The 21,876-nt window shown below is 57.9% G+C and carries 30 protein-coding genes; 7 read left to right on the top strand and 23 right to left on the bottom strand.

Annotation, left to right across the window (positions count from 1 at the left end; all coding sequences use genetic code 11):
- The first annotated feature begins 59 nt into the window (after positions 1-59).
- From apt to ACLEIV_RS01490, 3 genes are read left to right on the top strand one after another with little or no spacing between them, the layout of a single operon-like run.
- Positions 60-605: an adenine phosphoribosyltransferase gene (gene apt, locus ACLEIV_RS01500; RefSeq protein ID WP_410454897.1), complete on the top strand. Its 546-nt coding sequence runs from the start codon at positions 60-62 to the stop codon at positions 603-605.
- Positions 606-611: 6 nt separating this feature from the next.
- Positions 612-3,101, top strand: coding sequence for a DNA polymerase III subunit gamma/tau (gene dnaX, locus ACLEIV_RS01495; RefSeq protein ID WP_410454896.1), 2,490 nt, complete (start codon positions 612-614; stop codon positions 3,099-3,101).
- 40 nt (positions 3,102-3,141) lie between these two features.
- Positions 3,142-3,471: a YbaB/EbfC family nucleoid-associated protein gene (locus ACLEIV_RS01490; protein ID WP_410454895.1), complete on the top strand. Its 330-nt coding sequence runs from the start codon at positions 3,142-3,144 to the stop codon at positions 3,469-3,471.
- Between the two features lie 27 nt (positions 3,472-3,498).
- Here the strand turns inward: ACLEIV_RS01490 and ACLEIV_RS01485 are convergent, their stop codons facing one another.
- The 21 genes from ACLEIV_RS01485 to ACLEIV_RS01385 all read right to left on the bottom strand — a co-directional run bounded on the left by ACLEIV_RS01485 (position 3,499) and on the right by ACLEIV_RS01385 (position 17,473).
- Positions 3,499-4,779 (bottom strand): tyrosine-type recombinase/integrase, encoded by a 1,281-nt coding sequence (locus ACLEIV_RS01485; protein WP_410454894.1) that lies wholly within the window; start codon positions 4,777-4,779, stop codon positions 3,499-3,501.
- A gap of 10 nt (positions 4,780-4,789) precedes the next feature.
- Entirely contained in the window at positions 4,790-5,113 is a 324-nt protein-coding gene (locus ACLEIV_RS01480) for a hypothetical protein (RefSeq protein ID WP_410454893.1), read from the bottom strand.
- Positions 5,114-5,283: 170 nt separating this feature from the next.
- On the bottom strand, positions 5,284-6,822 hold the full coding sequence (locus ACLEIV_RS01475) for a DNA cytosine methyltransferase (RefSeq protein ID WP_410454892.1): 1,539 nt from the start codon (positions 6,820-6,822) through the stop codon (positions 5,284-5,286).
- Positions 6,823-6,939: 117 nt separating this feature from the next.
- Positions 6,940-7,191, bottom strand: coding sequence for a hypothetical protein (locus tag ACLEIV_RS01470; protein WP_410454891.1), 252 nt, complete (start codon positions 7,189-7,191; stop codon positions 6,940-6,942).
- On the bottom strand, positions 7,188-7,460 hold the full coding sequence (locus ACLEIV_RS01465; protein ID WP_410454890.1) for a hypothetical protein: 273 nt from the start codon (positions 7,458-7,460) through the stop codon (positions 7,188-7,190). Before ACLEIV_RS01465 ends, ACLEIV_RS01470 begins: the two co-directional genes overlap by 4 nt.
- The gene (locus ACLEIV_RS01460) at positions 7,457-8,029 is read right to left on the bottom strand and encodes a hypothetical protein (protein WP_410454889.1); all 573 of its coding nucleotides are present in this window, start codon (positions 8,027-8,029) and stop codon (positions 7,457-7,459) included. Before ACLEIV_RS01460 ends, ACLEIV_RS01465 begins: the two co-directional genes overlap by 4 nt.
- A gap of 5 nt (positions 8,030-8,034) precedes the next feature.
- On the bottom strand, positions 8,035-8,748 hold the full coding sequence (locus tag ACLEIV_RS01455) for a hypothetical protein (RefSeq protein WP_410454888.1): 714 nt from the start codon (positions 8,746-8,748) through the stop codon (positions 8,035-8,037).
- Entirely contained in the window at positions 8,745-9,062 is a 318-nt protein-coding gene (locus tag ACLEIV_RS01450) for a hypothetical protein (RefSeq protein ID WP_410454887.1), read from the bottom strand. The genes ACLEIV_RS01455 and ACLEIV_RS01450 overlap by 4 nt, the downstream gene beginning before the upstream one ends.
- Positions 9,063-9,306: 244 nt before the next feature.
- Complete coding sequence (locus ACLEIV_RS01445) at positions 9,307-9,570, bottom strand: hypothetical protein (protein WP_410454886.1); 264 nt, start codon at positions 9,568-9,570, stop codon at positions 9,307-9,309.
- Complete coding sequence (gene rdgC / locus ACLEIV_RS01440) at positions 9,567-10,499, bottom strand: recombination-associated protein RdgC (RefSeq protein WP_410454885.1); 933 nt, start codon at positions 10,497-10,499, stop codon at positions 9,567-9,569. Before rdgC ends, ACLEIV_RS01445 begins: the two co-directional genes overlap by 4 nt.
- A 16-nt stretch (positions 10,500-10,515) precedes the next feature.
- A complete protein-coding gene (locus ACLEIV_RS01435) occupies positions 10,516-11,001 on the bottom strand; it encodes a hypothetical protein (RefSeq protein WP_410454884.1) in 486 nt (161 codons plus the stop codon).
- A 36-nt stretch (positions 11,002-11,037) separates the two neighbouring features.
- Positions 11,038-11,610, bottom strand: a complete 573-nt coding sequence (locus ACLEIV_RS01430) for a phage N-6-adenine-methyltransferase (RefSeq protein WP_410454883.1) — start codon at positions 11,608-11,610, stop codon at positions 11,038-11,040.
- Positions 11,607-11,852: a hypothetical protein gene (locus ACLEIV_RS01425; protein WP_410454882.1), complete on the bottom strand. Its 246-nt coding sequence runs from the start codon at positions 11,850-11,852 to the stop codon at positions 11,607-11,609. Before ACLEIV_RS01425 ends, ACLEIV_RS01430 begins: the two co-directional genes overlap by 4 nt.
- Positions 11,853-11,885: 33 nt before the next feature.
- Positions 11,886-12,143 carry a hypothetical protein gene (locus ACLEIV_RS01420; protein WP_410454881.1) on the bottom strand — a complete coding sequence of 86 codons (258 nt, stop codon included), beginning with the start codon at positions 12,141-12,143 and terminating at the stop codon, positions 11,886-11,888.
- Between the two features lie 160 nt (positions 12,144-12,303).
- The gene (locus ACLEIV_RS01415) at positions 12,304-12,501 is read right to left on the bottom strand and encodes a DUF1382 family protein (protein ID WP_410454880.1); all 198 of its coding nucleotides are present in this window, start codon (positions 12,499-12,501) and stop codon (positions 12,304-12,306) included.
- Positions 12,502-12,521: 20 nt separating this feature from the next.
- Positions 12,522-13,853: a phosphoadenosine phosphosulfate reductase domain-containing protein gene (locus ACLEIV_RS01410; RefSeq protein WP_410454879.1), complete on the bottom strand. Its 1,332-nt coding sequence runs from the start codon at positions 13,851-13,853 to the stop codon at positions 12,522-12,524.
- Positions 13,854-13,887: 34 nt separating this feature from the next.
- Positions 13,888-14,991, bottom strand: a complete 1,104-nt coding sequence (locus tag ACLEIV_RS01405) for a hypothetical protein (protein ID WP_410454878.1) — start codon at positions 14,989-14,991, stop codon at positions 13,888-13,890.
- Between the two features lie 22 nt (positions 14,992-15,013).
- A complete protein-coding gene (locus ACLEIV_RS01400; protein ID WP_410454877.1) occupies positions 15,014-16,030 on the bottom strand; it encodes a recombinase RecT in 1,017 nt (338 codons plus the stop codon).
- A 4-nt stretch (positions 16,031-16,034) separates the two neighbouring features.
- Positions 16,035-16,853 (bottom strand): PD-(D/E)XK nuclease-like domain-containing protein, encoded by an 819-nt coding sequence (locus ACLEIV_RS01395; RefSeq protein ID WP_410454876.1) that lies wholly within the window; start codon positions 16,851-16,853, stop codon positions 16,035-16,037.
- Positions 16,846-17,274: a hypothetical protein gene (locus ACLEIV_RS01390; protein WP_410454875.1), complete on the bottom strand. Its 429-nt coding sequence runs from the start codon at positions 17,272-17,274 to the stop codon at positions 16,846-16,848. Before ACLEIV_RS01390 ends, ACLEIV_RS01395 begins: the two co-directional genes overlap by 8 nt.
- Before the next feature lie 13 nt (positions 17,275-17,287).
- Positions 17,288-17,473, bottom strand: coding sequence for a hypothetical protein (locus tag ACLEIV_RS01385; protein ID WP_410454874.1), 186 nt, complete (start codon positions 17,471-17,473; stop codon positions 17,288-17,290).
- A 1,318-nt stretch (positions 17,474-18,791) separates the two neighbouring features.
- Here ACLEIV_RS01385 and ACLEIV_RS01380 point away from each other — a divergent pair.
- Positions 18,792-19,064, top strand: coding sequence for a hypothetical protein (locus tag ACLEIV_RS01380; protein ID WP_410454873.1), 273 nt, complete (start codon positions 18,792-18,794; stop codon positions 19,062-19,064).
- On the opposite strand, the gene ACLEIV_RS01375 is transcribed toward ACLEIV_RS01380, so the two are convergent.
- On the bottom strand, positions 19,061-19,993 hold the full coding sequence (locus ACLEIV_RS01375; protein ID WP_410454872.1) for a hypothetical protein: 933 nt from the start codon (positions 19,991-19,993) through the stop codon (positions 19,061-19,063). The genes ACLEIV_RS01380 and ACLEIV_RS01375 overlap by 4 nt on opposite strands.
- Before the next feature lie 19 nt (positions 19,994-20,012).
- On the bottom strand, positions 20,013-20,930 hold the full coding sequence (locus ACLEIV_RS01370) for a LexA family transcriptional regulator (RefSeq protein ID WP_410454871.1): 918 nt from the start codon (positions 20,928-20,930) through the stop codon (positions 20,013-20,015).
- Between ACLEIV_RS01370 and ACLEIV_RS01365 the strand changes: the two genes are divergently transcribed.
- The 3 genes from ACLEIV_RS01365 to ACLEIV_RS01355 all read left to right on the top strand — a co-directional run bounded on the left by ACLEIV_RS01365 (position 20,929) and on the right by ACLEIV_RS01355 (position 21,875).
- On the top strand, positions 20,929-21,126 hold the full coding sequence (locus tag ACLEIV_RS01365) for a Cro/CI family transcriptional regulator (RefSeq protein ID WP_410454870.1): 198 nt from the start codon (positions 20,929-20,931) through the stop codon (positions 21,124-21,126). The genes ACLEIV_RS01370 and ACLEIV_RS01365 overlap by 2 nt on opposite strands.
- An 82-nt stretch (positions 21,127-21,208) precedes the next feature.
- Complete coding sequence (locus tag ACLEIV_RS01360) at positions 21,209-21,652, top strand: phage regulatory CII family protein (protein WP_410454869.1); 444 nt, start codon at positions 21,209-21,211, stop codon at positions 21,650-21,652.
- 25 nt (positions 21,653-21,677) lie between these two features.
- Positions 21,678-21,875, top strand: coding sequence for a hypothetical protein (locus ACLEIV_RS01355; RefSeq protein WP_410454868.1), 198 nt, complete (start codon positions 21,678-21,680; stop codon positions 21,873-21,875).
- The last annotated feature ends 1 nt before the right edge of the window (position 21,876 follow it).

Raw genomic sequence — 21,876 nt, 5'->3', positions numbered from 1 at the left:
TTCAACCTTATATGCCATGCCCGTGCCGTGTCCGGGCCTAACAAGGCTGCCTGCTTATTATGAAACAAGAAACCCTTAAACTGATTTCCGACAGCATCACCTCCATTCCCGATTACCCTAAAGAAGGCATCGTTTTCCGCGATATCACCAGCCTGGTGGAAAATGCCGAGGCGTTCAAGGCGACCATCGATGCCCTGGTGGAGCTGTATCGTCATTCCGGTATCAACAAGGTGCTGGGCACCGAAGCCCGCGGCTTTATCTTCGGCGCCCCGGTCGCGGCGGCGCTGGGGGTAGGATTTATTCCGGCCCGCAAACCGTCCAAGTTGCCCCGTGAGGTCATTGAAGTACCTTATGATCTGGAATACGGTCAGGATCGGCTACAGATACATGTGGACTCGATTTTACCCGGCGAGAAAGTGTTGATCATCGACGATCTGCTGGCCACCGGCGGCACGGTGGAAGCGGCGGTCAAACTGGTGCGCCGCTGTGGCGGTGAGGTGCAGGAAGCGGCCTTCGTGATTGCCCTGCCGGCTTTAGGGGGCTTGCAGCGACTGAATAATATGGGCATCCGGGTGAACAGCCTGGTTCAGTTTGACGGTCATTAATTGACGATGAGCTATCAGGTTCTCGCCAGAAAGTGGCGCCCCCGGCGTTTTGCCGATGTAGTGGGTCAGCAGCATGTACTGACCGCCCTGGTCAACGCCCTGTCACAGGGGCGGCTGCACCATGCCTATCTGTTCAGCGGCACCCGGGGAGTGGGCAAGACCTCCATCGCCCGGCTGCTGGCCAAGGCGCTGAACTGCGACACCGGCATTACCCCCGAGCCTTGTGGCCAATGTGCCAGTTGTCTGGAAATAGAGCAGGGCCGCTTCATCGATCTGCTGGAGATTGATGCGGCCAGCCGTACCAAGGTGGAAGACACCCGCGAACTGCTGGACAACGTGCAGTATCAGCCGGCCCGCGGGCGCTTCAAGGTGTATCTGATTGATGAAGTGCACATGCTCTCTCGTCACAGCTTCAATGCACTGTTGAAGACCCTGGAAGAGCCGCCGCCCCACGTCAAGTTTCTGCTGGCCACCACGGATCCGCAGAAGCTGCCGATCACCATTCTGTCTCGTTGTCTGCAGTTCCACCTGAAGAGCCTGGAGCCTGCGCTTATCGATGGTCAGCTGCATCATATTCTGCGGCAAGAAAAGTTTTCATTTGAGCCCGAGGCGACTGCCGCCCTGGCGCGTGCCGCCGATGGCAGCCTGCGTGATGCCCTGAGCCTGACCGATCAGGCGCTGGCCTTCGGTAACGGTGCAGTCAGGTTGGATCTGGTTGAGTCTATGCTGGGCAACCTCAACCGCAGCCAGTTACTGGCGCTGGTCGAGGCGGTGCTGGCCGGGGATGGTGAGGCCTTGCTGGCACGCGTGGCCCAGCTGGCGGCCATGGGCCCGGATTACGATCAAATTCACAAGGAGCTGATTGGCTTCTGGCATCAGTTGGCACTGGCTCAAGTAATACCGGCTGCCCCGTCGCCTTATGCCACCGAGCTTAATCGGCTGGCGCCGCTGGTGTCGGCCGAGCAAATCCAGCTGTATTACCAGATTTGCCTGCAGGGCCGTAAAGATCTTCCTTTCGCCCCCGATGGCCGCTCGGCGCTGGAAATGACGCTGTTACGTACCCTGGCCTTTTACCCCGAGGCGCCGGTTGCCACGACGTCCGGTGCAGCGGCGCCGCGACTGGCTGCAGAGGTACCCGGAGCCACTGCCGCAAAAAAGCCTGAGCCGCCTGCATCCGACGTCGCGCCGCAAGACGCGATGGAAGATGATGCGATGGCGGCCAGATTGTGGCAGGAACAGGACGACATTCTGACCGAAGCGGGGCGCTTGGGGCATGCTTCACCGCCACAACCTCAACCCCAGCCCCAGGAGCTGAGCAGTGTTCCTGAGGCTCCGGTGGCAGACGAAGCGGTCTTGTCTTCGCCGACGGCATCACCGACGGCGTCGAACTCGACAGCGCCTGCCTCAGAGGCAAAGACTACGGCTGCAGAGCCTCCGGCTGAGCGGCCACCAGCGCCCCTGGCTGCGGCGCCGACACCGGAAGCCGCGGCTCCTCTGGTTTCATCACCTGCAGTCGATACCGTTACCGACGAGGCGGCAGCCGATGTCGCTCGTATTCGCCGTTTGTTGCAAACCCGTAACCGGTTGCGCAGCCAGAGTCCGGAGAAAACTCAAGGGCCGGAGAAAACCGCAGTCGAGCCAGCCAAGCCTGCCGTCAGAACCCTGTCTGCGGTGCCGCCGAGCAGATCGACGGCCCCTGTCACTCCGGCTTCAATCAAGTCTGTGCCGAACCAGGTTCAGCCGGATGGCTTACGGCCGCCGATGCCAGAGCAGGGCGGTGGCCGCCCTGCCTCTCGGGTCATGACGGGGGCGGAAGAATTGCCGCCGCTCGATGCCTATGAGGACATGCCCTGGGATGACGACGACTCGCCGCCCTGGCAGGACGATTCGACTGCTCCCGGGTTAATGGCGGTGCCAACCACCCAGCCGGCGCAATCGGTCAGTCGTCCGGCCGGATCATTACCGCAGCCGACGGTGGCACAGGGTAGGGCCGCCAGTGCGCCGAACAGGCCGGCATCGGCTCCCCCTCGGCCCGGTTCCTCCAGAATGAGGGCGACGGCAGCCTCGTCGCAGTCCGGTTCCGAGCCCCTGAAAGCGGCGAGCCTGCTGCCCGAGGCCGAGGATGAATGGACCCGGCTGGTGGCACAACTGCCGCTGGGCGGTTTGCTGCGCCAGCTGGCGATGCACAGCACGCTGGAATGTCATGAAAACCAGTGGCGGCTCTGGTTGCGTTCGGCGCACCGCCACCTGCTGACCGAGAAGACCCGGCAGGAACTGGAAGCGGCCATCAACGGGCAGCAGCCGGCGCCGGTCAGCTTGCAGGTGGAAATCGGCGAGCAGGGGGGGGAAACCCCGTTCGAGATCGAACAATTGCTGTATCAGGCGGCGACCGCACGTGCCAAAGATGAAATCGAGGGCGATGATGCGGTACAATTTTTCATATCGCGCTTCGCGGCGGTGCTCGACACCGACAGTATCGAGCCCATGGCGCTGTAGCGTCGGGTTTTATTTATCCATTAATCAAGAGTGAGCATGTATGTTTGGTAAAGGTGGAATGGGCAATATCATGAAGCAGGCCCAGCAGATGCAGGAAAAAATGCAGAAGCTGCAAGAAGAGCTGGCCCAGATGGAAGTGGTAGGCGAAGCCGGTGCCGGCCTGGTTAAAGTCACCATGGCGGGCAGCCACTCGGTACGCCGTGTCGAGCTGGACGAAAGCCTGCTGCAAGACGACAAGGAACTGCTTGAAGATCTGCTGGCTGCCGCGGTTAACGACGCAGTGCGCCGGGTCGAAGAGCAGAACAAGAGCCGGATGGGCGAGCTGACCGGCGGCATGCAACTGCCCCCGGGCTTCAAGATGCCGTTCTAAGCATTTTACCCTATATAACTCAGGGGTTTAACCGACCCCTGTTTCATCGGGGGTCACATGGGGGTCAAGATCTCCCAGTTTTCTGGCCAGCTCGTCCCGGTAATTCGGATTTTCTTCCGACACCCACTTTGCGTACACCTTCCTGATCATGCCCCAGTCTTTGTGACCCATCTGTTTGGCCAGGTAAGCAGGGTGCGCCCCAATCATCAGCATCATCGATGCATAACTGTGGCGCAGCTGATACGGCTCGCGGTGTGCCAGTTTCGCGCTTCGCAGCAGGTTTGCCCAGGCTCCAGGTGCGGGCATCAACTCTGGATTGAGGTAGGGTTTGTTCTCTCGACTCAAGAATACCCGGCGCCGCTGTTCTGTACGGGTTTTGTTGTGCAGCAGGTGGATCACTTCTTCACGTGCCGGCAGCATGTAGGTTAATTCCCGCTGTCGCTTTAGCACAGCCAACGCCTCGGGTAGTAGCTCGATGATGCGTTGGCCAGCCTGTGTTTTCGGTGGCTTGATTTGCCCAGCCCGGTTCAGGTTGTAGCGTACTCGTGCAGTTCCCGCCGTCAGGTCGATGTCTTCCCATGCCAACGCTTTCATTTCCCCGGGACGTACTCCAGTCCAGAAGAGAAACGACATCATCTGTCTGTGTTTTTCCACTTTGCACACAGACAGCAGTCTGGTCAACTCGTCACGGCTGAATGGATCCACCAACTCGGAAGGATCCTGCTCGTCGCCGGCCTTTCTCAACTTGCGAAGCCGGGTAAAGGGAGACTGCTCGATATAACCGTCTTTCACCGCTTCATCGAACACCGCGCGGATGGTGCGGAAATACTCCTGCAGAGTTGATACTTTTCGCCCTTGAAGTGCCAGGTTGCGGATTCGCTCAAGCTCCCGATGGTCAATGTCCCGCACATCCAAATCCAGAACCCTGAATGGCTCGAGAAAGCGTGAGCTGGTCATGATCTTGCAGCGCGAAGAGTATGATAGATCGTATTTTCTCGACTCCTGGTAGATGGTGAAGTAATCGCGCAGGCTGTGCTGAACAATGTTGTGCCGCGGGTCATCGGGGAAATGCTTGTGCCAGAATGCAGCTTCGTCGGTACCGAAGTTTCCGGTCTGCACGTCGATCTTAATGGCAGACAGTTTGTTGCCGGCATAGAGAACGTTGGTCTCGGTGGGCAGCAGGCCGATAGATTTCCTAAGTGGTGTGCGCCGGCCTGGTACTTTGAACGCGAGCCTTAGCCGTCCCTTGTGAATGTGCACGCCAGGGGTGGCATCCAACAGTCGCTGGACCTTGGTGGGTAGCTTCATTCGACTTTGCTCACTTTTGACTGCGGGCCATGTGCTCGCGCAGTGCCCGCAGGTGAACGACATAACGCCCACTGTTCAAGATCCAGACCACGCCTTCGGGATAGGCGCCACGGCGGAATCGTTGCGATAGGGCGTTGGTAGTCATCCCCACAAGAGGGGCTGCCTTTTTGATGGTCATCCAACCTTGGTCACCACCGGATTGTTTGAGCAGCTCCAGTTCGGATTGCAGGTTGTTCACCCGTTCCTGAAGCCGCGACACTTCCTCAATGGCGCGCTGTGATTGATAAAGATGTTCGGCCATCAGGCGGCCGATATCGGCTTGCTGTGTTTGCATAAGTTTATCCTGTTGGTAAGGTGGCGCCCATTGGTCCGGCGGTGAAACGGGGAGTGGAGTTCACTGGACAATGCCGATTTGGCATATCCTGTGGTTTGTCTATACTCATTTGGAGCGCTTCATACCGTGTGCTCCATGTGGTTGTTTGTGGCCACCGCTGGGTGGCCTTTTTATGCAGCCACTCGCTCCACGCACATTTCCGGCAAGTTGACCCGAACCAGCGCCTCAGCCAGTGGCGGGCACACGCTGTTGCCGCAGCGGGCGATCTGCTTTTCCTTTGTCACTCGCTTTCCATCCGGATCTACGTCGATGATGTAGTCGGTGGGGAAGCCCTGGGCTGCGAAAAGCTCATGTGGCTCCAGCATGCGCATGCCGATATCGACGATTTGATAATCCTGACCCTGAATCGTTACCAGGCCAAAGCGGTGCTTGGTGGTGATGGTCTGCAGGGGATCGTCTACTGGCTGGCCGATATTGGTGCCGTAGTATTTGAGCAGGAAGGCCCGCACCTCGCCGACATGCAAGCCGCCGGCGGTTACCGTGGGCATGGGCTCGGTTACCGGCTGGCCGTGCTGGCAGGTGCCGCGCAGCTTTACCAGGTGACTGGTGACCAGGGCATTGTGATCGACCGTGGTTACCGTTGGCGCCGGCGCCTCCAGGCTGGCACCGGGTCCGGTGTAGTTGCCGCCGTAGTGCTTGGCTAGGAAGGCAGCCACCAACTGACTTTTGCCGCCACCACCGGCCGTGACGGTACCCATGGGCACGTCCATGCTGTGGCCGGTGGAATTGCCGAACTGACGGGCAATAATCGGGGCCAGCCACTTATCCACGATAAACGGTCGCTCGGCCTCGATAACGAACTTCTTCAGTCCCCGACCGATTCGTTTGAGCGTTTTCTCCGCCAGCGGCCTCTTTCGCTCGAAAATCGAAGGGCAGGGAATCGACCAGTCGATGCAGTCGGCGGCGGTGAGCCAGGGCTTGAGCTTGCCGCGCTTCACCTCTTTGCTGTTCGGATCGCCGTGGGTTGGCTTGGGCCACTTGATGGGCTGGCCGTCGCAGCGCATCACCATAAAAAGTCGCTTGCGGATAGTCGGCGTACCGTAGTCGCTAGCGCGCAACTCTTTCCATTCCACCTGATAGCCCAGGCCCTTGAACATCTTCAGCTTGGCCTGCAGATCATATTCCACGCCCAGGAAACGGCAGGCCTCAAGGAATCCCGGTTCCCGCGGCGACAGCCCGGTGGTGAGGATGGCGACAAAGGCGCGGAAGGTGTCGCCGCGCCGGTCCGGACAGGGCTTCAGCTCTCCCTTCAGATCGCGCACTAACGGACCCCAGGTTTGGAATTCCTCGACGTTCTCCAACATCATTACCCGGGGCCGAACCTTGAGCGCCCAACGCAAAGTGACCCAGGCCAGTCCGCGGATCTCCTTGTTCACTGGCGCGCCGCCCTTGGCCTTGCTGAAGTGCTTGCAGTCCGGGCTGAACCAGGCGAGACCGATAGGGCGGCCGGCGGCTACCTCCACCGGATCCACGTCCCATACCGATTCGCAATAATGTTTGGTGTCGGGGTGGTTCATGCTGTGCATGTTGATGGCTGCCAGGTCGTGATTAATGGCGGCATCCACGGAGCGGCCGGTGGCCAGCTCAATACCGGTGCTGGCACCGCCGCCACCGGCAAAGTTATCGACAATAATTTCCCTGAAGAGCATTGTTGCAGGCTCCCTTTGTTGGATGTTGTTATGGGGGGTATCAGGTATTTCCGGCCAGGGCGATAAGGGTAGTGCCGATGACAATCAGCAGCGCCAGGCCGTAGAGGGAAGAGCGATTCACTGCTTGCTGAACTCCATCACTTTCTTAATCACACCATTGTGGTCCTGACCTTCGGCGCCGACCGCCCGGGCGATGTGCTGCATGGCTTCGCGTAGGTGGCGGGCCTCGCCGCGCAGGTTGGTGAGTTCGGCGAACTGCTCCACCTCCAGCGGGGTGGCGTTACGCTGCTTCTCGCCGGTCTCGGCGTCCACCACATGGTGCAGGTTGCCGGCGTGCGGGCCGGCGTAGGGTTTGAGGGTTTGGGTCATTGAGCCTCCCTGTTCATTCTCTTGATGATGCCGTCCGGGTGGTAGTTGTCGTGACCGTGCTGACGGATGGTCCTTTCGAAGTCGGCGGCCAGCTTTTCGTCCAGCTCAACAAAGCCCGATTCCACTGCTTCGCTGAAGATGTCTGCAAAGTGGTTGATGGCGCCCAGCCGGATCTGGTCGGTGCGTTCAGCCAGGTGCTGCTCCAGCGCCTCCCGGTCAACCGGATCCAGGCGCTCGATGATGCGGGATATGTGTTCTGGTGTGTTCACGCTGCAGCCTCCTGTGGTGGGGTGATGATGCCCAGCCGGACGCCCTCGTCACGAATGGCTGTCATGTCCTCGATGTTGTAGCCCCAGATATGGCCGCCGCTCAGGCGGGTGTGGGTGAAGTAACCCGGGTTGAACTGGTGGCCGTGCCGGATGTAATCGCGCAGTACCTCTACCACGCTGCGCAGGGTGCCGCCGCTGGTGAAGCCGCGCCACTCTCGTTCAGTGTGGGTATAGATACGGCGCCGGCTGTAGTAGTCAACGAACCACACCCGGCCCTTGGCATCCTGCTCTAGGGTGGCGTAGTGGCCGTTATGGAAAAAGAAACGGCGACCTCGGTCGCCGATAAACTTGAGCCATTCATTGGCTTTGTCCGCCCGCTCGCTGGGCGCGGGGTCGGGGAGTTCGTAGAAGCTGTCACAGCCGCACTTCGGGCAAACCAGGGCGGTGATTTCCAGCTTGTCCATTTTCTCGGTGGTGCGGTTCTTTTCGTCGTTGGTCCCGGTCCAGCGGCAGTGCCTGCGGCTGCATTGGTCGCGTTTGGTCATGGGTTGGTCCTCTGTTGTTGCCAAGGCGGCTATGCGGTGTGGTCAAAGGTGGGTATCCCTGCCTCACGGCACCTTTCCAGCAGGGTTAGCAGGTAGTCCCGTTTACCGTAGTTCTCTGCCTTGCCTGGCATAAAGAAAGCCAACTCGGCGCCTTCGCAAAGCTCAGTCACTTTGAGCGCGCATTCCCCGCTTTCATGCTTGAATATTTCGGCCTTGGTGACGTTCTTGAAGGGTCTTCCTTCCAGCTGAATATCCACCCCATCCTGAAACTCCGCGGGCTTTAATTCATAGTCGCACCGGTAATCCCAATCCCCCCAGTATTCACCTTCGCCGTCGCAGCCGTTTTCATCGATCTCGTCTTCGGCGGGCCGGTTTTGCCGGTTGACCTGTTTAACCTCGGCGACAACACGGGCGACCACGATCTGATCAACGCCTTCTCTCCAGCCTTCATCGTTCAGGTAGTAGCCGATGCGGGTTGTCACTTCATCTTCCGCTTCCTTGCGGGTATCGAAGCGCTCCATTTCACCCTCGCAGTCGTCAATAACGACCCAGGGGAGGGATTTTGCTGCCTGCTTTTTCGCGTCAGGCGCCGGCCCCGCCTTGCCTTGCAGCTTCACCTGTAGCTCAGTCACATCCTGCAGCATGCGCTTGATAAAGCCCTGGTCGTAACCGTCGCCCCTTGCCTCGGCATTTCGCTGCAAGTTTTCAAGGCCGTTTTTCAGTTTCAATACGGTGTCTTTCATAAGGCTTGCTCCTTCAATTCCGGTATTGCGCCCTCGAACATTCTCAGGTTGCGCTTGAGTCGCTCTTCGCCGGTAAAGTTCAGTTCGTGCAGGTCTTCGTCTGGGGCCAGCATGATGTGGGACACATCACTGTCCCGAATGTCGCGGCCGGCGGCTGCCTTGTCGCTATTGAAGCCCGGGAACCAGGCGTTGCCGTTGGGGTACATGCAGCGCAGCTCTTCGCCGCTGTGCAGGCGAATGTGGTAGACGTCCTTATAGCGGCTGCCGTCGTATTCAAACCAGATGCCGATCTGGCTGGGGTGGTGGTTCAGCATTGGCTATTTCCCTTTCAGGCCGGGCGGGTACGGATTGACCGCATACATTTCAAGCCCGGCTTTGGCATTCCCTTTTTCTTAAGGTGGGCGGCGGCATGGCACAGGCGGTTATATGCCTCTACAGTACCCAGCTGCGTTTCGAGGTTGTTTACCGCCAGCGCCAGGCCGTGGTCGCACGGTCTAACAATGGGCTTCGGTGCTGGCCTGCTGGCGGAAAAGTCAGGGTTAAGTCGGGTGACCTTGCTCACTGTTTCTCCTCCGGCTCAACCGGGTGCCCCAGGCAGTCACCTTTCTCGTCATGGTGGTCACAAACCGGTACCACCTCGAAGCCCTTGGCTTTCAGGTCTCGGCCCATCTGCAGCACTTCCTCGCCGGTCATGCTTCGGCGCGTTCCCCTGTCTATGAAAATGTCATCCAGCTCGCGCGGGCGTCTGGCTCGGCTCAGAATGCCGTTATCAATGTCCATGGTCACGCAGAAGCTGCGGAGCTCATGTGATAGTGCAGTCATGCGGCTTGCTCCTGTTCGCTTTCTTCGCGGTATTCCATGATGGTGATCAGCTCTTTGGTTGCGCTGCTCAACAGCTCCACTTTGACCGCTGCGTCGTGGCTCCAGGCTTCGATAGCATCAGCAAAGTCCGGCTCGTCGGTGTCGGCCCACTTCACTCCCTTCAGCATAAAGTCATGGGTGATCTTGAAGCCCAGGCCACGCCAGTTGAGCGCCAGTGTCTCCACCTGAAAGTTGCTATCCAGGCGCTCCAGCAGCTCGTCACAGGAAGCCACGTCAATGCCGGTGTAATTGATCACCTCCTTATGGCCATCTTGGGTGCGCGTCAGTCGGCAATACTCGCCCACCTCGAACATGCCAAAGGCGTCCAGGGCATCGTGATCGTTTTGAATGCGGGTGATCAGTCGGGCGGTGAGTCCGCGCTTGGCGCCATTGATATGGATAGTCTTGGTCTCTACTGCCTCCATTACCTTGACCAGCTGGCCCATTAACACACTGGCCATGCGCTTGCTGGCGGTGGCCACAAACAGCCGCTCGCTCTCGATGTGGTAATAGGCCTGAATGGCGGTGGACTTAACCAGGGCGCGCTTGATTAGCTCCTGCTTGGTGATCTCTTTGAAGTTGTCAAAATCAAACCCCTCCATGGCTTCCTCGCCGTCCCGATCTCGAATTTCCTTGATGCGGCGATCGCATTCGGAGCGAACCGCCGACGCCGGCAACACCTTTTCTTCATGGCCCAGCATGAACGAGTAACCACCGGGGAACTCCGAAACCAGATCCTGGGTAGTGTGGTGCGGCATAAAGCCGGCGCGTTCCAGCTCGGTTTCCGCTATTCGGGTGTAGGGCAGCTTTTCCAGGTGTTGGCGCAGCTCCTTGGCGGCGGGCAGCTTGGAGGAAAAGATGATCAGGTTCTTCATGGGGTTCAGTTTCATGGTTGGTCCTCTGTGGTCATGCGGCATGCGCAGTGGTGTCGCCCCAGGCGCCCAGGGCGGTAAAAATGGCATCAGCTTGCTGTATGGATATCTCGCTCCCTTCGGGCGAGCCTATCCAGGCGGCACCAACCAGATGGTTGGGATTCATGGATTGCTTGATAAATTGCTGGTGGTAGTCGTTAAAACCGGCGGCCAGGTCGCACTGCTTGCGCCGGTCGGGCAGAAACAGCTGCTCCGCCTTGAGGTATTTGCGGCCCTGGTCATCAATGCCGAGGGCGACGATCAGCATGCTCCACTTGTGGGCAAACTCGGTCATGGCTTTGGCTTGGATCAGGGTGGCCGGAAAGGCTTTATTGGCGATGAGGTCAACAATGTCGCAGGTATCGCGGCCGGTGACGTAAGCCACGCCGAACCCCTTTACCAGTTGCTCGGCCTGCCGGCGTTTGCGTTCGTGCGGGTTATGCGGTTTTCGCACCGCCTTTTTGTTCTTGGGTTTTTGCATTACTGCCTTCCTTGTTCTGGTGCCAGTACCACAGTCTTACCCGGCGGCGCATGTGGCCTCCTGAAACAGCAGCACCGGCTGCTCCATCAAGGCCTGACCTTTGGCCATCAGCGCGTCCCGCTCCACATAGGTGCGACGGGGCAGTTGCTGGCGGCCATAGGGGTCGAACACAAAGAACAAACTGCCTTTGTTGTTGCCGCTCACCGGCTTGCCGGTCTCAGGTTCCAGAAAGGAAATGCGGCCCTTGATGACCTCGCGAACCTCTTGGCAGAACTCAATGGCCTTGGCATACCAGCCCACGGAGTTGTCGGCCATCACCAGCATCACCACGCCTATACCCATGTCCTGCAGCACGATGGCGGCGGTGACCCAGGGGCCAATGTCGGAGTAGGGCGGGTTGCACCACACATAGTTGCCGGCGGGGATGAGCCCGGCCATGCGCTGCAGGGTCTCATGGTTCAAGGTGTCGTCTGCCTCGGTGAGGTAGATGGGATGTTTGGCATTGCGATCGCTGGCACAAATGTCCGCGGCAAAGTCGAACTCGGCTTCCATCGCCATGTACACCGGCAGGGGCGTCGCCCACGAGTCGCGACTTATTTTCTCGCTCACTTCGCCCCCTTATTCAGGTTGCGGGTGTTAATGAACTCTCGGATCTGCTCGCGCACATTCTCCAGGCCGCGTTCCAGTCGGGCCTCGGTGTCGTACAGGCACTGCAGGTCGTAATGCAGCCCGTCGTTGCCATTCTGGCCTATCTGCTCAATGCGCTCTTCGCTCGGCCATTGCTGGCCGGCGGTGATATCGATAACGGCGGAGCGGGTGTCTGCGGTGGGAAGCTGTTGGTCGGTGCGCATGTTTGGTCCTCTGATTTTTTGGGAGAGAAGGGGTTACAGGCGGTATTCCTGCTCTATCTGTGTCAGTTCGCGCTGATGCTCGATGGCGGCGGCGCGCTGGCGGACGTTGCTGGGCTGGATGGTGTTGAACACGCTGCGGCTGCGCTTGCTGTCCCGCTCTCGGGTGCATTGCACACAGCGGCGGTTAACGACATAGCGATAGTCGGTGTGGCCGCGCTTGCAGGGCTCGCCGGTGTAGTAGTAGGTCAGTTCCCGATCTTGCGCGTCCTCGCGGGTGATGATGTTGTGCATGTGATCCTCATCGTCACTCGAACCCGGGTCGGCCGGTGTTCCGGCAGTGGCTGGTAGCTGGCCAGCTCGTACTCGAATCCGTCGATAATAAAGGGGCGGCCTTTTTCGTCCGCCATGGCAATGGCCAGCAGCTGGGGGCTGTCTGGCAGGTGCATTTGCTCTACGGTGTGCATTCATCACCCGCTGCCGCTTCAATCTCGATCGCCGCAAGGCTGGCAGTCGCCATCTCGACCAGGTGCGCCTTGCTTTCGTTGTCTGCCACCGGCACCGGGACAAAATCGATGCCGGCATTGGCTAAGGTTTGCGCCACCGACAAGGCGTTGCGCAGGTCGGCGGGGTTGGCTCGTTGTACGGTCATGTGGCCTCCAGGGCGTTGGGTTATTCACAGAGTCCATATTTGCTTGAACAGGATTCAGCGTTGATAGATGCGGTCACCAGGTCATAGACCTTGCCGCCTCGGCCGGTCTTCGACCAATCGACGGCATCATGTACGCTGCCGCCAATCACGCCACCTCTCGGTCCCAGCATGCTGGTGCCTTGGTACGCCTCGACTTCTAGCTCATAATCTCGATGTGGCAGACGGGTGTTAATGCCCAACCGGGCCGGGCGACTATCGGTCGCAGTGTTAACTTCTTCCCCTGAATCCTCATCGAGGTGGGGGGTGATGCGTATCTGCCGCTGCACGGGCTTGAACTGCCGCCTGTTGACGTGGCCAACGATCATCCAGTGTATCCAGCGGGAGGTTTTCGCCACTTGCAACTCCCATTCGGCTGCCCGCTCGATCTCGCTGGGGAATCGAGCGGCAATTTCGGCCAGCTCCTCCTTTTTGACCAAGATGCAGGGCATACAACCGACTCGGCCCATGCCCTGGCTGTACAGTGGGTTTGGCTTCACGCCAAAGTGACGGTACAGCGCGAACACGTCGGCGGCAGTCCATTGGTGGATTGGCAGGAAGTTATACAGCTGACCACTATCGTCGCGCCGGTCTTCTTCGAAGCGGGTATAACCGGCTCGCTTGTCCGACTCGTCACCGCGAACGCCGGACCACTGCACCACATCGCAGCCCGCCTCAATCAGCGGGGTCAGCACCCGATCCAGCACCACTTTCATTTTCAGCTCGTCGGTGCAAAACCGCTGCCGACCGAGCGGGAAACCGCCGTGTGTTAATGCCATATCGAGGAACGGATTTCCCGTTCTGTGCAGGGCGGACAGCGCGGCATCAAGCGGTGTGTCGTAATCACCCCAGCCCATCGCCTTGGCGGCACTGCGCCAGTTCTCTGCAAACTTGGTGTCGGCTCTGGATAGCGAAGGCATGAGGATCCCCCGATAGGATCCGGCTCGAACCATCTGTTTTTTACGCCACCCCTTGCTGATGGCTTCCCGCCGCTTGGCAAACATTTCCTCCGGGTAGTCGGCAGACACTATCTCAACCACCGGGCCTTTATCGGGCCGCTGTTCGTGCAGGGTCTTGAGGTGTTCGATGGTCATGGGGTGTTCGTTGCCGGTGTCGGCTGCTACGGAGCGGTAAGCGCCGCCGGTAATGGCCATTGCCAGCAGGTCGGTGGCGCCACTGTCTTTGCCACCGCTGTTGTTGATAATGTTCACTGGTTCGTTAATGCCGAACTCGTCCAGATAGCGGCGAAAGGCTTGCTCTACTTCTTTGATTTTTGCGCTTATGTCAGACACATGGATAACGGGTGACTCAGGCATTTCTTCTCCAGGGAAGGGGCTTGCGCCCCTGTGGTCAGTAGGTGATGGTCATGTGGGGAACCTGGCCCTTGGCGACGGCGCAGATCACGGCCTTGGCCTGTTCTTCGGTCAGGTCGGTGTGTGCCATCAGGTCGATAAGGGCGGCGTTATTCACCTGCTTGCGGTGCTCGACATTGGCGGCCTTGGCTGCCGCTTCGCGCTGGGCTTGCTCCGCTGCTTGCTGCTGCGCCAATTGCTCGGCGGCTACGCGCTGGCGTTCGGCCTCGATGGCTTGCTGCTGTTGTTGCTGCGCTCGCTGTTCAGCGTCGATGCGATCTTGTTCGGCCTGTCGCCTTGCGTTGATGGCTTGCTGCTCGGCCAGCTCTGCGGCGGCTTGTGCTTCGCGTTGCGCTTGCTCTGCCTGGGCCTTTAACTCGGCTTCGCGCTGCATGGCGGCATCCCGTTCGGCTTTTGCTGCCTGCTCTGCCTCGGCCTTGGCTCTGGCGGCGGCCTCGATGGCGATCCGCTGTTCGCGCTCTTGCTGCTCGCGCTGGGCGGCCTCTTGGCGCAGCCGCTCCAGTTCGGCCTGCTGGGCCTCTTTCGTTATTGCCGCCTCGCGCGCTTCGGTCAGTCGCTTGATTGACGCCTCTTTCGCTATTGCGGCCTGCGCTGTCAGCTCTTCCATGGTGCTGACATCCACCAACATGAGGTTTTCAATCGACATATAGAGCTGGGCCGCCGTTAACTCGCCGGCGTTTTGGTCCCACTCTCGTATTGCCTGCAGGCGCTCATTGAGCGAATCGGTGCGGGCCTTCTCTACCGCCTCCCACTCGTTAAGCGGGGCGCGCACTTCATCACGCAGCGCGTCCATTTGCTTGACGAACTCGCGCAGCTCCAACTCTACCGTTTTGGGTAGCTCTTTCAGGTGCTTGAGGTAGTCGCGGCCCGGCTTTTCGACGGCGGTCTTGCTGCGGGACACTTGCATGGCCAGGCTGGCGATGCGTGCGCGACCCTTCTTGGTGCTGAGGTCGGGCACTTCGCCCTTAACCTGATCGGCTACTCGCTCGATAAAGGGGGTCAGGCCCCCGGTGGTGTAAATCTTTGGCGCCAGGTCGGCGGTGATTTCCGGCAATGCCAGTTCGGTGGTTTGCTCAGTCATGGTTGGCCCTCTGTGATGATGATTACTCGGCGGGGATGGCGTCCAGCTCGGCCTTGCGGGCCCGGTAGGCATCCATGGCCTGATTGCGGTAGCCGTTGGGCAGGTCGCCCAGGGTGGCCAGCTCGTTGGCCAGCTTGCTTAACTGCTCCTGACTCTCTGCCAGTTCAAACTTGCCCAGCAAGTCGTCGTAATGGTCCTGCTGCTGCTGGCTCCATTGCGGCTCTGGCTCGGCGCCGGCTTGTGGCTCTGGCTTGCCGTCGATGGCGGCCTTGAGGTGGTCTATGGTCGCGGCCGGCCTGGCGGGCGGGGTGACGTCCTTCTCTTTGTGGAAGTCCATCACCTGGCCGCGCTCCAGCATATCCATCAGCTCGGAGGCGTTGGGCAGGCGGCGGGCCAGCCGGTGCAGGGCGCTCTTGACGGCCATGCGGTCGTACCAGTCTTTCCAGGGACCGTACTGGCCGCCCTTGCTGGCACCGCGTACCCGGTCCACCTCCTCCTTGGTCATGACCTCCACAATCAGCTCGCCGCTTTTCAGCTTGGCGAAGGCGAAGGACAGGATGAACTCGCCCCGGCCGACCAGCTTAGGACGGTAATTGATGTGCTCGCCGTTCTCGTCCATCCAGTAATCGAACTCGTCGCCGTCGAATACGGCTTTTCCGGCGATCACCTCTATCTGGCCGGACTGGCGGGCCCGCTTCAGCACCCCATCGACCATGGGCAGATACTGGGCTTTCTTTACCCAGGTGTCCTGGCCGTTGCGTTTCATCTTGGAGTTGTAGACCACCAGGGCGGCCTCGCGGTTGTCCGGTATCAGGCCGTCTTTGGCGCAGTCGGACAGTGCCATGATGACGGTGCCGGGGTCGGCGTCTGCCAGATCCGGATTCTTGGCCATGGCGACCGCAGCGGCCCTGACGAACACTTCCGGGGTGACGTGCGCCGGTAGCAGGGAGTAGATGCCCTGCTTTTCAATCTCCGGCGCCATCATGTTGTAGAAAGATGCGACGGATCCGGGCTCCACCGTGGTTGCAACGTTGCTCATTGGGTTAACTCCTTGCCCAGCGCGGGCAGATGATGGGTTTGAAGTCGTGCCAGTCGTCTTCGACGCGGCAGCGGTGGTATTCATTGAGGTTGCGCCGGTACAGCTCGCGGCCCATCTGCTTGAGGTCGTCATCCAGCGGGCGGACCCGTACCGGGTAGCGACCGCAGTTCACGCTGGAGCTGACCACCAGGAATAAGAACAGGGGTTCTTCACCGAAGTGCGCCTGATAGCCGTCGCAATACATGGCGTCCTGGCGGTGGTAGCCAAATTCGATGACGTGGCGCTCAAAGCGGCTCATGTCGTCCACTTTCTTGACGTCCACCATGATGGGGCGATTGCCGATCATTCGGTCGGGGCGGATGCGGCACAGCTCACCGGTTTCGCTGTCGTTCCAGTAAATGCTGGCCTCGGCCTGGCCGTCTGCCTCCAGTAACCAGCGCGCGTCCGGGTGGGCCAGGGCACTTTCCCGCATCAGGCTGAGCTTGCGCCCCTCTTCGGCGGTCATAATGATTTTGCCCAGTTCTGAACACTCGGACAGAAACGCCTGCTCGTCCGCCTTGCCTGCCGTGGTGCGCCGGTTGAATTCCGGCGCGATGATGAAGCGGTCTTTGAATTCGTCCGGCTCCAGCAAAATACAGTGCAGGGCGGTGCCCATGTCGAGCGCCTTGGTTTTCTCTTCGTCTACCGGTGCATCCCGGCTCCAGATGAAGGTGGCGGGGGACTCGTCAATCAGCCCCAGGCCGCTGTTGCTGATGCCTGGGCTACGGTGATAGTCGGCGTTGCTCAGGCCGTAGTGAATGCCGGGAATGGATAGGTCAGTCATAGTCCGGCTCCTGCGGCTTGCGTGAATCGAACTCCCCAGCAGCCTCTTCCAGCAGCAGGTCGCGCACGTCGTCCCGCAATAGCAGGGCCACGTCGGCCAGGTTGCTGTCGATATCCCTTAGCCCGTCAATGGCGGCGGAGCTCATGGTGGTAAAGACGGCCAGCAGTCGGGCCAGTGGCTGCTCCATCGGTTCGCCGCGTTCGAACTGGCGCTCGGCGAACAGGTGCCAGAGGCTGAACCCGTCCTCCCGGTGCTCACCCATGGGGTACCTGGCGAAGCCGGCCAGCTGTTCGGCCAGGTGCTGGTCGCAGCAGGCTTCCCGCGCTTCCCGCTCGGCCTGCTCCGGGTCTTTACGGCGGGCCAGGGTGGCGGCGGTGGGCGGCAGGGGGTGGCGGCTGTAGCTGCTTTGCATGTGCTGCATGAGTTGGCCCTCTTTATTGCGCTCGGTAGTCCGCTCGACCCTTGCCGGTGGGCAACTGCTGGGCAATGGCGGCGAGCCGTGGGTGGTGGTTATGGATAAATTCAAAGGGGGCGGTGCGGCGTTTACAGCTGCGCTGCCAGCCTTCGGCTTTGAGTTCGGATACAACGTCGGCTAATGACGGCCGAGTAATGGGCTGCATGTGGCCTCCGTTTGGGTATAAAAAGCCCGCCAGCGAGGCGGGAAGGTGGGTTTCAACACAGAGTCCGGCGCACTCGGCACCAGGTAACGGATAATGGAATGTCAGCATAACAATTTCATTGAATGCGCCGGGCGCTGTGCTGATGGGGTGGGTCACACCGGTCAAGCCTTCCCCTCCAGTCTTAATGCCAGTGAAGAGGTGGAGTTAAAGAGGAAGGCTTGCCGTTGTGTGCCGGTTACGCTGTCTTTTCTCGTTCTAGTGGTACTCCGGTCCGTCATATCCGCTTAGGCATTCAAGGCACATCGCGCCCATGCGTGTTGGGTGGCTTTTCGGTACCCACATGCTTTTTGGTACGAACTTTCCACAATCGAAGCACTGTTTATAAAATTGAGTTCCACCTCCAGCACGGCCAGTTTCGCTCCGAGTTGTTCGGTCATGCGCTCCGCTTAATTCAATAGGGCATTTTGAGTTTTCACGTTTCATGTATCGGTGCTCGCTTACATTGAAAATGACCTCCGTGACGTGGAGGCATCCGGTTTCGTCACCACCCGGGACCGCTAACGTAGTGCAAAGGAGTTGGGTGGCCGAAACTGCCGACGTTACTGAAACCGCCACCTCCAGCTGGGCGGGTGCACATGGTGTTCATCGGTCAAGAGCCAGGCAGATGGATGCTTTAATCCCTATGGCCCGTTCGGCGTGAAAGTCGCACTGACTGCACGTTGCTCCGCGTCGGTTTTCCCCTGACTCTTGCCGATGCCCACTGATACGCCAGTGGGTAACGGGAACCCTTCGCTGTTCCGGCGCTCTATCGCCCGCTACTGATTGCAGGCTTTAGAGTCGTTTGTTGTGTGGCTGTGGAGCTTCCTGCACGACGCTTAATCAGTATTGCGCCGTGGTCACTGGCTATTAAGACATGCGGCGTACAGCTCCGTTCGCCTGCTGGTTAAGGCACCCCGCATGAATACTGCAATCTCTGCCTTACGCCGCCCGGGATCGTACCCCTCGGCTCAGGTCTTTCCCCCTTATTACCGCGTCCGGCGAGCCGGGGCGGGGCCAGACATGGCTGCCTGGGGATGGCGAGGGGATCGCACGGGCCAGATTGTTAAAGAGCGGTGCAGCTCTCCCGGGATGGCCGGCGCTGCTGTTGATGTGGATAGTAGTCCTGCTACTAAGTTGTGGTCAACAGCTTTGCTAATAAAAATGGTGTTAAAACTGACGAATTTGCATAAGTTGTTGATTATTAGGTGTTTATTTTTTATTGGTTTTGGTGTTACTTGGTGAGTAAAATTGTGATGCGTTTTGATGTGGGAGAGGGAGCATGAAGAACCCCGTGCGAGCAGAGACAGTTGATGAAGCCATCAAAAGGTCATCAGCCTATGCCGAGGCTGAACGGTACTTTATTAACAAAAACACGTTCTCAATTGAAGAGGATAGTGAGGGGTTTTATGTATGTCACATTGATACAGGATACGAAGTAATGAGGCTACCACAAGAAATGCCCGATCAACTGATATGGTGGGCTGTTGAACTCTACAACATGGCATTTCTGAGTGGCTTTACCCGTGGATTAGAAAATGGAAATGTAAATTAATCTTTATAAATCGACTCTAAAAATGTGATAAAGTGTTCACTGTCTTTTATTGAATACTGTTTATCTTTTTCAAGCTTAAGCCTAATGGGCTTTAGGTTTTCATGTGCTAAAAATTTCTTGGCTCTCAAAACGAACGTTTCAGATTCGGAAATATTTTTTTGTATCTGATTGGCTTTTTTTGCTAATGATTTTAAATCTGGGGTCGATGTATTTCCTATGTCACATTGGAAAACAGCATTGAGTACTTCAAGCGAGTCTGTTATCAGAAGATTCTTAAGCTTATCCCGCTCTACTATGACATCGACATATTGGACTATCCCAACAGAACGATCGATAAACTTAGCATCATCACGATGCATTTTGGGGTTGTTTTTTAGCTGCATCTCGACTTCAGCTTCTGAAGCTTTGCCTTGAATATAAAGTTCGCCACTGCTTGATCTTCGCAGGTCCGAGAGGATTTTTGCAGCAGATTCTCCAACCTTTGATTTGTCGAAGGTTTGGCTAAGCTTTTTGTTTGCCCATTTTGCACCACGTTGGCCATTCAATATTTTGTCTATTTTATCTTTCGTTTCGCTATACTCTGACTTTGTTTTCAATATCGTTTCTTTTGCTACCTCGAACTCCATGAACTTATGGAAGTCATTGACGAGTTGCTGAAAGTCTATATTGAAGTGATTGGTTCCACATTGATGTCCAATGTTAGTCTTTACTCCACTCTCGGTGGTTACCAGATAACCTTTGATGTGGGGCGCGTGACATGTGGAGAGTCCACACCTTTTTTTGTCAGCTATTTCATAGTAGCCAAAAATTGACAGTAATTTTTCTTGCTTAGGATTAAGGTCAAGAACAAATGACTGATCAGATGTAATTTGTTCCCAAGACTTAGATTTGTCGATGCCACCTGTACTTCTAATTACAATCATATTCATGCTCACTATTTATAGTTATTCACCACATAGTGCTTGACCAAAATACCCGGCCAATAATGCTAATGTACTCAGGCCATCCAGGGCCGTATTCCTCATCGGGGAACTCATCAATGTTGAATGAGCGGAGTCGGATGCCGCCACCAGGTAGGCGAAAGACTTGCTTTACCCGCAGCATGCCTTCGTGGTCGACGGCATAGACCTTGCCGTCGCGGATCTGGAGGTCTTGTTTATTAATGCCAACCACACTGCCGTCCATCAGTGCCGGCTCCATGCTGTTGCCACTGACATAGGCGCAGGCCGCATGCTCTTTCATCACGCCTGCACTGCTCAGGGTGCGGCGACTAAAGCGCAATTTGGCACCGCCATTTTCAACTACTTGGGTGCGGCCGTCGCCGGCAGCCAGTTCAACTTCTCTGTACAGGGGGAGCTCCACTTCATCTGCCCCAAGCGGTGTTGAGTCGTCCCATGGATCGAGCTCTCCGAACATGGTCACTTCATGCTTAGGGGATTTGATGGGGGTTTTACCTGGTAGCAATCCATGAGCATTGGCCAGGTTTGGGCTTATGTCAGCCACCTCAACACCCAGCTCTCTTGCGAATTTCATGACAGCTTCGATGTTGAGGGGAACGCGGCCGTTCAGATACTGACTTACGGCGCTTTGACCTGCCCAGCCACAGCGAGACGCCAGCTCTTCTTGGGTCAGCCTTACGCCTGATCCTGCCAGCTCTCGCTTGCGGCGGTTATAGATGCTTTTTAAACGTTCTGCGTCGGCCTTCTCTGCATCACTGAGAGGGCGGCGTTTCATGGTTTCGCTCATAACCCCCTTTTTATCAGTAACGCTTATATTTTCGCAAACATCGGTGATGTTTTTGTGTTGCTCTGTATAATTAGCGCTGCTACTATCTGTGGTGTTTGAATTAGCAGAGGTTAACACCATGACTGAGCTCCCTCTCAAAGAGTTTGTGAGCGGCCTCACCCAAGAAGCCGCCGCCAAGAAGATCGGCGTCACCCAAAGTGGCTTGTCCCAAATGCTCAGGAGTGACCGAAGGATATTCGTCCATATCGATGAAAAAACTGGCGAGTTTATCGAAGCATTTGAAGTTCGACCGATTGGCTCACCAACCGCGGCCTGACCCAATCCGCATTGAGGTAATGATGACAGTACCCAGCAAGAAAAACACGAGAGCCACTAAACGGGTTTCACCCGGAGACCCCATGGCGGCCGCTTACCTGTTGGGCCAGCAGCACAACATCAGTGAGCTGGCCCGGCTGCTTGGCAAGAGCGGCAACATTCTCAGCAACAAGCTGAACCCGGATTGCGACACCCACCACCTGACCCTGGCCGAGGCCGTGGCCATTACCGAGCTGGCCGACGACGACACCATTCTGGAAGCCTGGGCCCACAGCCGGGGCAAGGCGCTGGTCTCGGTGCCGTCTGGTGAGTCCACCGACGAAGAGCTGGCCGATCAGGTGATGCTGGTTAACGAAGTGATGGGCGCGGTGTTTCAGGAATTGCGCCTGGCGCGCAAGGACGGGGTGATCGATCCGCAGGAGCACAAAACCATTACCAGTGCCGTGCAGAGCGCAGTGAGAGAGCTGATGAACCTGGAAGCCGACGTGGCGGCCAGTGTGCGGGATCTGCCCGGCAGGCGGGCGTAAATTCTGGGCAAGAAAAAGCCCGCTGATGCTTGGCGGCGATGCGGGCTTAGTCAATAACCAATCAAGGCTGATTGATATGCAAAACCATAGCGAAAAAATCACAAATTCTCAATGGCTGACGCTGCAAAAAGGTCGCCCCGTGCTGTTTTCGGAACGGGTGAGCCAAGCGGGACAGGTGTTGGCGTTATTCGTCATCCTGTTGGCGTCGTACAAGGCCGGTTGAG

Origin of the sequence: Oceanisphaera submarina, assembly GCF_046521305.1 — a bacterium.
Lineage (GTDB): Bacteria > Pseudomonadota > Gammaproteobacteria > Enterobacterales > Aeromonadaceae > Oceanimonas > Oceanimonas submarina.
This window is presented reverse-complemented; position numbering and strand designations above follow the sequence as displayed.